The following is a 12,317-nucleotide window of genomic DNA, read 5'->3' on the forward strand; positions in this document are numbered from 1 at the left end:
GACCACCCCTTCCGTGGCCGCCGCGCGACCCACCACGCGTCGCACCCGCACCACCGGAAATGAGCACCACCCGCATGCCCGCTCCACGGATTCCTCGTATCAAGTCCCCCGAGCTCCTCATCGCCGAATCCGGCACGGACCTCGAAGGCCATGGCCTCAAGCGCACCATGGGCCTCTTTCAGCTCGTCTGCTTCGGCATCGGCGCGATCGTCGGCACCGGGATCTTCGTCGGCCTGTCCGACTCGGTCGCCCAGGCCGGACCCGCCGTGGTCGTCTCTTTCATCCTTGCGGCGATCACCTGCGTCTTCACGGCGTTCGCGTTCGCGGAGCTCGGCGGCGCGATCCCGGTCTCGGGATCCTCGTACTCCTTCGCGTACGCCGGACTCGGCGAGAGCACGGCCTTCCTGGTCGGCTGGTGTCTGCTTCTGGAGTACGGCGTCTCCGTCTCGGCCGTCGCCGTCGGCTGGAGCCAGTACGTGAACGAGCTGCTCGACAGCCTCACCGGCCTGCAGCTCCCGGCCGTCCTCTCCTCGGGACCGGCCGACGGCGGAGTCGTCAACGTCCCCGCGGTCATCGTGATCGCCCTGGCCTCGGTCCTGCTCGTGCGCGGTGTGCGCGAGAGCGCCCGGGCGACCGCCGCCATGGCCGTGCTGAAGCTGGCGATCCTGGTGCTCTTCTGCGCGATCGGGTTCAGCGCCTTCAAGGACGGCAACCTCACGCCGTTCTCGCCGGCCGGACTCGGCGGCATCGGCGCGGGTACCACGGCCGCGTTCTTCTCGTACATCGGCTTCGACGCGATCACCACGGCCGGCGAGGAGGCCAGGAACCCGCGTCGTAACATCCCGATCGCCATCATGATCTGCATCGGCCTGGTCACGCTGCTGTACTGCGCCGTGGCGCTGGCCGCGATCGGCGCGATCGGCGGGGACAAGGTCGGCGGTCAGCCGGCCGCGCTGTCGTACGTCGTCGACGAGGTGACCGGCTCCACCGTCGGCGGCGGGGTCATCGCCTTCGGCGCGGTCGTCGCCATCGCCTCGGTCGTGCTCGCGGTGATGTACGGGCAGACCCGCATCCTCATGTCGATGTCCCGCGACGGACTCATCCCGCGCGTCTTCGAGAAGATCTCGCCCAAGACCTCGACGCCGGTGGCGGGCACCTTGATCGTCGCGGTCGTCTTCGCGGTCCCCGCGGCCTTCGCCTCGCTTGACGCCGCGGTCAACCTGTGCACCATCGGCACGCTCGCCACCATGGCCGCGGTCAATGTCGCGGTGATCGCGCTGCGCCGCCGGGAGCCGGGTCTCTCCCGCACCTTCCGGGTGCCGCTCTACCCCGTCGTACCGCTGCTCGGCGTGGGCTTCTGCCTGTATCTGATGTACGAGACGGGCTGGACGACCTGGGTGCAGTTCGCCCTGTTCCTGGTGGCCGGATTCCTCGTGTACGTCGTCTATGGGCGCCGCCATTCCCGGCTGGCCGCGCGGGCGGAGTTTACAGCGGCCGTCGCTGAGCGGGAACCACAGGCAGTCTGAACCAGACCGCCTTGCCGGAGTCGGTCGGGCGGTGGCCGCAGGACGAGCTGAGGGTGCGGATCAGCAGGAGGCCGCGCCCGTGCTCCTGCCAGGGGTCGGGTTCGCCGGCCTGGTGGGGGACCGTGAGATTGCCGGGCGGCGCCGGGTCCGGGTCGTGCACCTCGACCCGGCAGCCGGTCGGCATCAGCTCCACGACCAGCTCTATGGGCCCGTCCCCGGCGGCGTGCTCCACGGCGTTGGCGACCAGCTCCGCGGTGAGCAGCTCAGCGGTGTCGCTGTCGGCCGCGTGCTCCAGCTCGGCCAGCGCGGTGCGGACCAGAGCACGGGCGACGGGCACGGCCGCGACGGTGTGCGGCAGTGCGATGCGCCAGGAGGCGGGGGCCGGGGTGTTGTGCAAGGCGGGTCCGTTCATGGAGCAGGCTGTCCTGCTTTCAACTTTATGAATGGTACGGGGCCGCCGTGCAGAGGTGCTCGGCGGGCCATTTCGGGACATCGGTGCGTGTTCTCCAGGGACGTTCGGCCGGCGTTCGGCCCGACATACGGCTGCGTACCCAGACGAACGGCCCACCCCGCACGGTCTGTCCCATCGTTACGGGGCTATCGATGATCCGTGACGCGGTGACGATCGCCGGTGACTCCGTGACGCTTGCCCGTGACATGGGAACAGCCTCTGCTGCCCATGCCTTATCGCGTCCTCATGACGACAGTCACAGAGAAGTGATAACTTCATGGAGCAGCCGCAGAGCGCCGCCCCCGCCCGAGGAGGCCGCACGTCATGAGTCCCTTCACCGGCTCCGCCGCCCGCACGTCCGACTGGCAGCACCTGAGGTGCGAGATCGCCGACGAGGTCGCCACGGTCACCCTGGCCCGCCCCGAGAAACTCAACGCGCTGACCTTCGGCGCCTACGCCGACCTGAGGGACCTGCTCGCCGAGCTGTCCCGCGAGCGATCCGTACGCGCCCTGGTGCTGGCCGGCGAGGGACGCGGCTTCTGTTCCGGAGGGGATGTCGACGAGATCATCGGCGCGACCCTCTCCATGGACACCGCCCAGCTCCTCGACTTCAACCGGATGACCGGCCAGGTCGTACGGGCCGTACGGGAATGCCCGTTCCCGGTGATCGCGGCGGTGCACGGCGTGGCGGCGGGCGCCGGAGCCGTGCTGGCGCTGGCGGCCGACTTCCGGGTCGCCGACCCCTCGGCCCGCTTCTCGTTCCTCTTCACCCGCGTCGGGCTGTCCGGCGGGGACATGGGCGCGGCCTATCTGCTGCCCCGGGTCGTCGGACTCGGCCACGCGACCCGGCTGCTGATGCTCGGCGAGCCCGTGCGCGCGCCCGAGGCCGAGCGGATCGGCCTGATCAGCCAGCTCAGCGACGAGGGCGGCGCCGACGAGGCCGCACAGCGGCTGGGCCGCCGCCTCGCCGAGGGCCCGGCCCTCGCGTATGCGCAGACCAAGGCCCTGCTCACGGCCGAACTGGACATGCCGCTCGCAGCCTCCGTCGAACTCGACGCCTCGACCCAGGCCCTGCTGATGAACGGGGAGGACTACGCCGAGTTCCATGCCGCGTTCACGGAGAAGCGGCCGCCGAAGTGGCGGGGGCGATAGCCGTGGCGGCGGGCGGCACGGCGCTGCCGGCGGACCCCGGCTCGGTGCCGGCGGAGGGGCGCGGGCGGCAGGCGGCAGGGGGCGCGCGGCCGCCGGAGGGCGCGAGCGTACCGGAGGTCGCGGCCGCCGACGCGCGCACACCGCTGCGCGTCGCGGTGATCGGCGGCGGTCCCGGTGGCCTCTACGCCGCCGCCCTCCTCAAGCGACTCGACCCCTCCCGCGAGATCACCCTCTGGGAGCGCAACGCCGCCGACGACACCTTCGGCTTCGGTGTCGTGCTCTCCGACGAGACGCTCGGCGGAATCGAGCACGCCGACCCGGTCGTGTACACCGCGCTCCAGGACGAGTTCGTACGCTGGGACGACATCGACATCGTGCACCGCGGAGTGCGTCACACCTCGGGCGGGCACGGCTTCGCGGCGCTCGGCAGGCGCAGGCTGCTCGAGATCCTGCACGAACGCTGCCGCGCGCTCGGCGTCGAGCTGCGCTTCCGGGCGCAGGCCCCGCCGGTCGACGAGCTCATGGGGGCGTACGACCTCGTCGTCGCCGCCGACGGTGTGCGCAGCCTCACGCGCGCGGCGTACGCGGAGGTGTTCGGGCCGTCCGTCGAGGAGCATCGCTGCCGCTACATCTGGCTCGCCGCCGACTTCGCCTTCGACGCCTTCCGCTTCGAGATCGCCGAGACCGAGCACGGCGTCATGCAGCTGCACGGCTACCCATATGCGGCCGACGCCTCGACCGTCATCGTGGAGATGCGCGAGGAGGTGTGGCGGGCGGCCGGTTTCGCGGAGCTCGACGAGCAGGAGTCCGTCGAGCGGTGCGCCAAGATCTTCGCGGACGCGCTGGGCGGACGCCCGTTGCGGTCCAACAAGTCGGCGTGGACCACATTCCGGACGGTCGTCAACGACCGTTGGGCACACGGGAACCTGGTCCTCCTCGGCGACGCCGCACACACCGCCCACTTCTCCATCGGCTCCGGCACGAAGCTGGCGGTGGAGGACGCGCTCGCGCTGGCCGCCTGCCTGGAGGAGCGCGCCGATCTGGCACAGGCCCTCGGCGCCTACGAGGAGGAGCGGCGCCCGGTCGTCGCGTCCACCCAGCGGGCGGCGCGTGCCAGCCTGGAGTGGTTCGAGAACCTGGACCGCTACCTCGACCAGCCCTCACACCAGTTCGCCTTCAACCTTCTCACCCGCAGCCGCCGTGTCACCCACGACAACCTGCGGCTGCGCGACGCGCACTTCACCGAGTCCGTGGAGCGCGAGTTCGGTTGTCCGGCGGGTACGCCCCCGATGTTCACGCCGTTCCGGCTGCGCGGCCTCACCCTGCGCAACCGGGTCGTCGTCTCGCCCATGGACATGTACTCGGCCGTGGACGGCGTCCCCGGCGACTTCCACCTCGTCCACCTGGGCGCGCGGGCACTCGGCGGCGCCGGACTGGTGATGACCGAGATGGTCTGCGTGAGCGCCGAGGGCCGCATCACGCCCGGCTGCGCGGGGCTCTACACCGGCCGGCAGGCCGAGGCCTGGCGGCGGATCACCGACTTCGTCCACGCGCAGGCACCGGGCACCGCGATCGGCGTGCAGCTCGGCCACTCCGGGCGCAAGGGATCGACCAAGCTGATGTGGGAGGGCATCGACGAGCCGCTGGAGGACGGCAACTGGCCACTCGTGGCCGCGTCCCCGATCCCGTACAAGCCGGGGAACCAGACGCCCCGCGAGCTGTCGCGTGCCCAACTCACCGACATCCGAGAACAGTTCACCGCCGCCGCCTGGCGCGCCGCGCGCGGCGGCTTCGATCTGCTCGAACTGCACTGCGCCCACGGCTACCTGCTCTCCGGCTTCCTGTCGCCGCTGACCAACCGGCGCACCGACGCGTACGGCGGCTCGCTCGCCCGCAGGCTCCGCTTCCCGCTCGAGGTGTTCGACGCCGTGCGGACCGTGTGGCCCGAGGAACGGCCCATGACCGTCCGCATCTCCGCCACCGACTGGGCCGACGGCGGCACCACCGGCGACGACGCCGTCGAGATCGCGCGGGCCTTCGCCGCGCACGGCGCCGACGCGGTCGATGTGTCGACGGGCCAGGTGGTGGCGGACGAGCGCCCCGAGTACGGGCGGTCGTACCAGACGCCGTACGCCGACCGGATCCGCCACGAGACCGGCCTCCCCGTGATCGCCGTCGGCGCGATCTCCTCCTGGGACGATGTCAACTCCCTGATCCTGGCCGGGCGTACGGATCTGTGCGCGCTGGCCCGGCCACACCTGTACGACCCGCACTGGACGCTGCACGCGGCGGCCGAGCAGGGGTACGAGGGTCCGGGCGTCGGCTGGCCGATGCCCTACCGGGCGGGCAGCCGACGCCCGCAGACCGGACGCACCGATGCCCCCAAACCCCGTCTCACGCTCGGGACTTGAGGGCATCCGCGCCCTCACGAAAGGTCGGCCGTCCCCGCCGTCGGCGTCGCGCCGTCCGCCGGGTCGACCAGGACGAAGGCGCCGGTGCGGCGGGAGTCGGCGTAGTCGTCGAGCGCGAGTGGCTCGGCGGTGCGCAGGGTGATCCGGCCGAGGTCGTTCGCGGTCAGCTCCGCCGCGCCGCCCAGGTCCTTGACGATCGCCTTCACGTCCGCGTGGTGTGCTTGACCAGCACCGACATGCACTTCGACGTACGGCGTCCCGCTCGCCTCGTGGCGCTTGCGGACGGCCTCGCGGCTGTCGGCGTACGGGGCGATGACGGGCACCACGGCGAGGACGCCGTTGCGCGCGAGGACCTCGGCGACCAGGCCGATGCGCTGCACGTTGGTGTTGCGGTCCGCACGGGAGAAGCCGAGGCCGGAGGAGAGGAAGCGGCGGATCTCGTCACCGTCGAGGACCTCCACGCGGTGCCCTCGGCCTTCAGACGACTGCCCGGGAGGCGCGGATGGTTGTCCTGCCCGCGCTCGGCAGGCCCGTGAGCCGGACGGTGGCTCCCTGAGCCCTTGCCGTGGTGGTCATACGTACTGTCCTCTTCCTGTCCTGGCGTGCGGCTCACGACGCTAGGTAAGAAACATGAGAAGAGGTACGGAGGAGCATGAGGGCTCCCTTAGCGCCTCATGATGTAAGGGAGGTCACACTTCTCCGGAGCGGCGGAAGTGGCCGGGCACGCCCGCGAAGACCGCCCCGGCGTCCCGCAACCGCTCGTGCAGCGCTCGGAAGACGGTGGCCGAGCGGGCGCCCGGCCAGTCCTGGGGCAGCAGGGCCGCGGGCAGTCCCGGGTCGGTGTACGGGAGGTGGCGCCAGGAGTCGAGGGCCAGCAGATAGTCGCGGTAGGCCTCCTCCGGCGGGGTGTCCGCGCGCCGCTCCCAGGCGTGCAGCACGGGCGCGTGCTGGTCGAGGAACTCCTCGTGCTCCTTGGCGATCGCGGCCAGGTCCCACCAGCGGGCGACCGCGTCGGCCGTTGCCGCGAAGCCCAGGTGCTCCCCGCGGAACAGCTCCACGTAGAGGTCGAGCCGCAGCCGCTCCAGGGTGTGCCGGGTCTCCGCGTAGAGCCGGGCCGGGGCGAGCCACACCCCGGGGGCAGCCGTCCCGAAGCCGAGACCGGCGAGCCGCGAGCGCAGCACATGCCGCTTCTGGCGCTCGGACTCCGGCACGGAGAAGACGGCGAGCACCCAGCCCTCGTCCTCGGGAGGCACCGTCGCGTACACCCGCCGGTCGCCGTCGTCGAGCAGCTGCCGCGCGTCCGTCGACAGCGCGTACCCGGCAGCGCCCGCCGCCGTGCGTGCCGGTTCGAGCAGCCCGCGGCGCTTGAGCCGCGACACCGACGACCGTACGGAGGGCGCGTCCACGCCGACCGCGGCGAGGAGCCGGATCAGCTCGGCCACCGGCACGGGGCCGGGCATGAATCGGCCGTACGCGCCGTAGAACGTGACGATGAGGGACCGGGGGGCGTGCTGCTCTGACACGTTGATCACTCTAGTCCGCGAAGATCACTTGGGGTCGCCGCCCGTGGACGAGTCACTCTCCGGGGCGGGCGGTGACGTGACGTCAGGGCCGGCGTCCTCGCGCAGCCGGAACCGCTGGAGTTTCCCCGTGGCGGTGCGCGGCAGCGCGTCCAGGAAGACGATCTCGCGGGGGCATTTGTACGGCGCCAGCTCGGACTTGAGGAAGGCGCGCAGCGCCTCCGGGTCCTTGCGTGCACCCTCTCTGAGGACCGCGTACGCCACAACGACCTGACCGCGTGCCTCGTCGGCCTGCCCCACGACCGCCGTCTCGACCACGTCCGGGTGACGCAGCAGTGCGTCCTCCACTTCCGGGCCCGCGATGTTGTACCCCGCCGAGATGATCATGTCGTCGGCGCGGGCGACATAGCGGAAGTAGCCGTCGGGGTCGCGCACATAGGTGTCGCCGGTGATGTTCCAGCCACCGCGTACGTACTCCCGCTGTCGTGGGTCGGCGAGATAGCGGCAGCCGACCGGGCCGCGCACGGCGAGCAGCCCGGGCTCGCCGTCCGGCACGGGTTCGCCGCAATCGTCGACCACGCGCGCGTGCCACCCCGGTACGGGGATGCCGGTCGTGCCGGGGCGGATGTGCTCGTCGGCGGCGGAGATGAAGATGTGCAGCAGCTCGGTGGCGCCGATGCCGTTGATGATGCGCAGACCGGTGCGGGTGTGCCAGGCCCGCCAGGTCGCGGCGGGCAGGTTCTCGCCCGCGGACACACAGCGCCGCAGCGACCCGATGTCGTGCCCGTCCAGCTCCGCCAGCATCGCCCGGTACGCGGTCGGCGCGGTGAACAGTACGGAGACGCGGTGCTCGGCGATCGCGGGCAACAGCTGCTTGGGGCCCGCCTGTTCGAGCAGCAGGGAGCAGGCGCCGACGCGCATCGGAAAGACGACGAGACCGCCGAGCCCGAACGTGAAACCCAGCGGGGGACTGCCCGCGAAGACATCGTCCTCATGTGGCTGCAACACATGCTTCGAGAAGGTGTCCGCTATCGCCAACACATCGCGGTGGAAGTGCATACAGCCTTTGGGCCGACCGGTCGTGCCCGAGGTGAAGGCGATCAGCGCGACGTCGTCGGCGGCGGTGTCGACAGCGGCGAACGACTCGTCCGACGCGCCCGTGATCCGCAGCAGCAGGTCGTCGGGTGCGTCCCCGCCGTACGTGGTGATCCGCAGCCCCCGGATCTCGGCTTTGACCAGGTCGTCCACTGCCCGTACGTCGCACAGCGCGTGCGTCACCCGGGCGATCTCGCACATGGTGGTCAGCTCGTGCGGCCGCTGCTGCGCCAACACGGTGACGGCGACGGCGCCGGCCTTCAGTACCGCCAGCCAGCACGCGGCCAGCCACGGTGTGGTGGGGCCGCGCAGCAGCACCCGGTTGCCGGGGACGACGCCCAGTTCGCCGGTCAGCACATGGGCGATGCGGTCGACCCGGGCACGCAGCTGTCCGTACGTCCACAGGTCGCCGGAGGCCGTGCGGAAGACGGGGCGGTCGGGGCCGGCGTGGTCGAGGAGCTCGGCGGCGCAGTTCAGCCGGTCGGGGTAGCGCAGCTCGGGCAGATCGAACCGGAGCTCGGGCCAGAGTTCGGGGGGCGGCAGGTGGTCGCGCGGGAAGGTGTCGACGTGGGCCGAGGTCGTCGGCTCCGCGGTGTCCCTGGGGTCCATGGCGGTTCGCCCCCTTGTCGTGGTGGGCTCGCACCAGGAGCGTATCGTGTTGGTGACGACAGTCAACAGTTCGCGATAACGTGGAAGGGTGACCCGGCAGGGCCCGATGTGCGGCCCAGCGGGGAGAGGGGACCGGCAATGACCGCATTCTCGCTCGATCCGGCGCGAACCGCCTGGTGTGCCGAGCTGCGCACGCTGGCCGCGGAGCAGTTGCGCCCACTGGCCGAGAAGGGCGAGCCGGGGCACGTCAACCGCCCCCTCGTCGCCGAACTCGGCCGCCTCGGTCTACTCGCCCGTCTTTTCACCTCGGGCGCGCTCGACCTGTGCCTGATGCGCGAGTCCCTGGCCCAGACCTGCACCGAGGCCGAGACGGCGCTCGCCCTTCAGGGCCTGGGCGCGCATCCGGTGCACGCGTACGGCACGGCGGCCCAGCGCGACCGCTGGCTGCCCGGCGTCCGCGACGGCGCACTCGTCGCCGCCTTCGCCCTCAGCGAGCCGGGCGCGGGCTCGGACGCGGCGGCGTTGGCGCTGCGGGCGGAACCGGACGGCGGGGCGGGGGGCGGTTCGCGGGTCGGCGAGTGGCACGGCCCGGAGGCTGCCGGCTCACCCGTCACCGCGGGGCTGGGCCCGGCGGCCGGCAGCTCCCCGGTCACCGAAGCGGGCGGCTCGCCGGTCGGTGGATCGGCCGGCTCGTACGCCGCCGGACCCGACGGCCCGGATGCGGAAGACCCGCCGATCACCGAGCCGCACGGCTCGCCCGCGGAGGTCGCCGGACTCGACGGCCTCGGCGAGGGGCACGGCCCGGCGGTCGCAGGACCCGGCGGCCCGGGGGCGGGGGACGCCCCGGTCGCCGTGCCCGGCGCGGCGACCGTTGCCGAGCCCGACGGCTCGGGGCGATGGCGGCTCACCGGTGAGAAGTGCTGGATCTCCAACGCGCCCGAGGCCGACTTCTACACGGTCTTCGCGCGGACCACCCCCGGTGCCGGGGCCCGCGGCGTCACCGCCTTCCTCGTCCCCGCCGACCGGCCGGGCCTCAGCGGCACCCCGCTCGACATGCTCTCGCCGCACCCCATCGGCGCCCTCGCCTTCGACGCCGTACCGGTGACGGCGGACGATGTGCTCGGGGAGCCCGACCGTGGCTTCCGGGTCGCCATGCACACCCTCAACCTCTTCCGGCCGAGCGTGGGCGCGTTCGCCGTCGGCATGGCACAGGCGGCGCTGGACGCGACCCTCGCGCACACGGCTGGGCGGGACGCGTTCGGCGGCAAGTTGAAGGACCTTCAGACGGTGGCCCACCAGGTCGCCGAGATGGCGCTGCGCACGGAGGCGGCCCGCCTGATGGTGTACGCGGCCGCGGCGGCGTACGACGAAGGGGCCCCCGACGTACCCGAGCGCGCGGCGATGGCGAAGCTGCTGGCCACCGAGACGGCCCAGTACGTCGTCGACGCCGCCGTCCAACTGCACGGCGCCCGTGCCCTGAGCCGGGGTCATCTCCTCGAACACCTCTACCGCGAGGTCCGCGCACCCCGGATCTACGAGGGTGCGAGCGAGGTCCAACGGGCCGTCATCGCCAAGGAGTTGTACCGCAGGACGCCCACGCATCCGAACTCCGCCGTGGAGGCCCCGTGAGCATCGAGACCGTGGAGGCCCCGTGAGCACCGAGCGCGTCAATCCGCCCGACCTCTCCCCGCCCACCGGCTTCTCCCACGCCGTCGTCGCCACCGGCGGCCGCCTCGTCTTCCTGGCGGGCCAGACCGCGCTCGACACGGACGGGAAGGTGGTCGGCGAGACGCTGCCGGAGCAGTTCGAGGTGGCGTTGACGAATCTGCTGACCGCGCTGCGGGCCGCGGGAGGCACCCCGGCCGACCTCGCACGGGTCACGGTCTACGCCACCGATGTCGCCGACTATCGGGCCCAGGCCCCCGAACTCGGCCGTATCTGGCGGGAGTTGGCGGGCCGCGACTACCCCGCGATGGCCGTCATCGGCGCCGCCCGCCTCTGGGACGAACAGGCCCTGGTGGAACTCGACGGCTTCGCGGTGCTGAGCTAGGGCCTGGCGAAGGATCAGGCCGCGACGGCCAGCTGCTCGACGAACACCCGGTGCGGAGCGACCACGCTGCCGTCGGGCAGCAGCTCACCGCTGTCGTCGAAGACGATCGCGCCGTTGCACAGGAGGTTCCTTCTCTGCACTTCACTCGATCGAGGTTCGTTGGGGATGCCGAGGGGGCATGGCAATTCCTGTGCGCAGCACGTGCTCACGGGGTGAGGTCGTCGCATGTCACCGTTGGCGCGCTGGAGGGAAATGCGGAGTAGGACGTGACCGAAGCGCGCTGTCCCCTGCCAGGCTTCGGCAGCGTGGCCGGCCCACGCGCTGCCGGAGCCGCTTCTCGTGCTTCCATCCACTACGCGAGACACTGGCCTGCCAGTGGGGGGAGGGAAGCGGGATGAGGCATGTGCCTTTCTTCCGGTGGGTGCTGACCTTGGGCTTCGTGCTCTTCGCGTGCTCGGTGGGGCTGTACGCTGCCGGGTCGGACCTGCCGGAAGCGCGTCAGATCGACCTGACGGTGCTCGACGAGAAGCCCGACGGATCGTGCAGGGTCCGTTGGATCGACCCGTACCAGAAGCGGGCGCGAGAGGCGTCCTACCAGTGCGACCCCGGTCGGTCGGCCCTCCTCAAAGCGCCCCAGTACTCCGATAGCCGCGGCTACGGCTGGGAGAGCGGGTTCATGCTCACCGAGGGGCCGGACCGGGGGAACCTGGAGGACCTCACTGCCGAGTCGGACCTCGGGTACGCAGACGTCTTCCTGCTACTGGGAGTGCTGCTCGTTGCCCTCGGGTTGATCGGCGGGAACCTCCGCGCCCTTCCCAGGGTTCTAGGCGTCGAGGCGCGGCTCATTCGCCGTGCGACCCGGCTGTCCGAGGCCGCCGAATGGGCGGCTGAGGACTACGAACAGGCTGTCGTGGCGGTACGAGAAGCGGGCCGCCACGGTGTCTTGTCTCAGGCTTCCGACGCTGGCCCCGACGCCCGGCTGGTCACCGCGCTTTGGCTACTGCGGGAGGCGGGGCCACGAGCGCGCGAGACAGCGGCTCTTGGCCGGAAGCTCACGAGTCAGCTTCACGGGCTGTTGGACGACGCGGCGCCGGCCGCTGGAGTACGAAGCATGCTGCACGCCGGCCCGAGGGCCCGGGGGCACGCCGCCCAGGCAGTTGCAGAGCTGCGCCTCCTGCTGACCGACGCCGAGCTGAACGGCCTGCCCGAGCGTTTCGCACAGACCTCGGTCGACCTGCTCCGTGGGCAGGACGGAGACCTGGCTGCCCTCGCGGCCGCCACGGACTTCGCCCAGGACCCCTCCCCCTACAGGCAGCTCTTGGTGCAGTTGACGCTGCCCGAACCTGCGGTGGTCCCTGCGCGGACCACGTGTCCCCACCGGGGGCGCCGACGCCGCCGACGGCCCCGCCTTCCTTTCGGAACTTCCCGCAGAGGGCGCTGACTTGGTCGGGTCGTCCGGCCTGGCAGTACTTCCCGTCTGTGGCAGTGTTGTGCAGTAGACCG

The 12,317-nt window shown here is 71.8% G+C and carries 11 protein-coding genes and 1 pseudogene; 6 read left to right on the forward strand and 6 right to left on the reverse strand.

Translation table 11 applies throughout. The features are described 5' to 3' along the window. The first annotated feature begins 74 nt into the window (after positions 1 to 74). Positions 75 to 1,526: an amino acid permease gene (locus tag OG390_RS38840; protein ID WP_406174469.1), complete on the forward strand. Its 1,452-nt coding sequence runs from the start codon at positions 75 to 77 to the stop codon at positions 1,524 to 1,526. Here OG390_RS38840 and OG390_RS38845 read toward each other — a convergent pair. Beyond that, on the reverse strand, positions 1,486 to 1,938 hold the full coding sequence (locus OG390_RS38845; protein WP_406174471.1) for an ATP-binding protein: 453 nt from the start codon (positions 1,936 to 1,938) through the stop codon (positions 1,486 to 1,488). The two genes, OG390_RS38840 and OG390_RS38845, sit on opposite strands and share 41 nt — an antisense overlap. 363 nt (positions 1,939 to 2,301) lie before the next feature. Here OG390_RS38845 and OG390_RS38850 point away from each other — a divergent pair, with 363 nt between their 5' ends. After that, positions 2,302 to 3,129: an enoyl-CoA hydratase family protein gene (locus OG390_RS38850; RefSeq protein WP_406174472.1), complete on the forward strand. Its 828-nt coding sequence runs from the start codon at positions 2,302 to 2,304 to the stop codon at positions 3,127 to 3,129. Between the two features lie 23 nt (positions 3,130 to 3,152). Then, on the forward strand, positions 3,153 to 5,540 hold the full coding sequence (locus OG390_RS38855) for a bifunctional salicylyl-CoA 5-hydroxylase/oxidoreductase (RefSeq protein WP_406178121.1): 2,388 nt from the start codon (positions 3,153 to 3,155) through the stop codon (positions 5,538 to 5,540). Positions 5,541 to 5,554: 14 nt separating this feature from the next. On the opposite strand, the gene OG390_RS38860 is transcribed toward OG390_RS38855, so the two are convergent. The 4 genes and pseudogenes from OG390_RS38860 to OG390_RS38875 form a co-directional block, all read right to left on the reverse strand. Next, positions 5,555 to 5,782 (reverse strand): elongation factor 1-alpha C-terminal domain-related protein, encoded by a 228-nt coding sequence (locus OG390_RS38860; protein WP_406178123.1) that lies wholly within the window; start codon positions 5,780 to 5,782, stop codon positions 5,555 to 5,557. Then, positions 5,774 to 6,116, reverse strand: a pseudogene (locus tag OG390_RS38865) (adenylyl-sulfate kinase); the annotation flags it as partial. The pseudogene OG390_RS38865 and the gene OG390_RS38860, both read right to left, overlap by 9 nt. A gap of 113 nt (positions 6,117 to 6,229) precedes the next feature. After that, a complete protein-coding gene (locus OG390_RS38870; protein WP_406174473.1) occupies positions 6,230 to 7,072 on the reverse strand; it encodes a PaaX family transcriptional regulator C-terminal domain-containing protein in 843 nt (280 codons plus the stop codon). Positions 7,073 to 7,087: 15 nt separating this feature from the next. Further along, entirely contained in the window at positions 7,088 to 8,764 is a 1,677-nt protein-coding gene (locus tag OG390_RS38875; RefSeq protein WP_406174475.1) for an AMP-binding protein, read from the reverse strand. A gap of 138 nt (positions 8,765 to 8,902) precedes the next feature. Between OG390_RS38875 and OG390_RS38880 the strand changes: the two genes are divergently transcribed. Together OG390_RS38880 and OG390_RS38885 are read left to right on the forward strand one after the other, a co-directional pair. Continuing rightward, positions 8,903 to 10,393 (forward strand): acyl-CoA dehydrogenase family protein, encoded by a 1,491-nt coding sequence (locus tag OG390_RS38880; RefSeq protein ID WP_406174477.1) that lies wholly within the window; start codon positions 8,903 to 8,905, stop codon positions 10,391 to 10,393. Between the two features lie 22 nt (positions 10,394 to 10,415). After that, entirely contained in the window at positions 10,416 to 10,814 is a 399-nt protein-coding gene (locus OG390_RS38885; RefSeq protein WP_406174479.1) for a RidA family protein, read from the forward strand. A gap of 14 nt (positions 10,815 to 10,828) precedes the next feature. Here the strand turns inward: OG390_RS38885 and OG390_RS38890 are convergent, their stop codons facing one another. Then, complete coding sequence (locus tag OG390_RS38890) at positions 10,829 to 11,041, reverse strand: DUF5999 family protein (protein WP_406174481.1); 213 nt, start codon at positions 11,039 to 11,041, stop codon at positions 10,829 to 10,831. Positions 11,042 to 11,208: 167 nt separating this feature from the next. Here OG390_RS38890 and OG390_RS38895 point away from each other — a divergent pair, with 167 nt between their 5' ends. Beyond that, positions 11,209 to 12,255 (forward strand): hypothetical protein, encoded by a 1,047-nt coding sequence (locus OG390_RS38895; protein ID WP_406174483.1) that lies wholly within the window; start codon positions 11,209 to 11,211, stop codon positions 12,253 to 12,255. Positions 12,256 to 12,317: the final 62 nt, after the last annotated feature.

The sequence above is a fragment of the Streptomyces sp. NBC_00996 genome, from assembly GCF_045162675.1.
Classification (GTDB): Bacteria; Actinomycetota; Actinomycetes; order Streptomycetales; family Streptomycetaceae; genus Streptomyces.

Bases quoted from the DNA above. Each gene is read 5' to 3' on its own strand.
- OG390_RS38840 (WP_406174469.1), top strand. From the start codon at position 75: ATGCCCGCTCCACGGATTCCTCGTATCAAGTCCCCCGAGCTCCTCATC.
- OG390_RS38845 (WP_406174471.1), bottom strand. From the start codon at position 1,938: ATGAACGGACCCGCCTTGCACAACACCCCGGCCCCCGCCTCCTGGCGC.
- OG390_RS38850 (WP_406174472.1), top strand. From the start codon at position 2,302: ATGAGTCCCTTCACCGGCTCCGCCGCCCGCACGTCCGACTGGCAGCAC.
- OG390_RS38875 (WP_406174475.1), bottom strand. From the start codon at position 8,764: ATGGACCCCAGGGACACCGCGGAGCCGACGACCTCGGCCCACGTCGAC.
- OG390_RS38880 (WP_406174477.1), top strand. From the start codon at position 8,903: ATGACCGCATTCTCGCTCGATCCGGCGCGAACCGCCTGGTGTGCCGAG.
- OG390_RS38890 (WP_406174481.1), bottom strand. From the start codon at position 11,041: ATGCGACGACCTCACCCCGTGAGCACGTGCTGCGCACAGGAATTGCCA.
- OG390_RS38895 (WP_406174483.1), top strand. From the start codon at position 11,209: ATGAGGCATGTGCCTTTCTTCCGGTGGGTGCTGACCTTGGGCTTCGTG.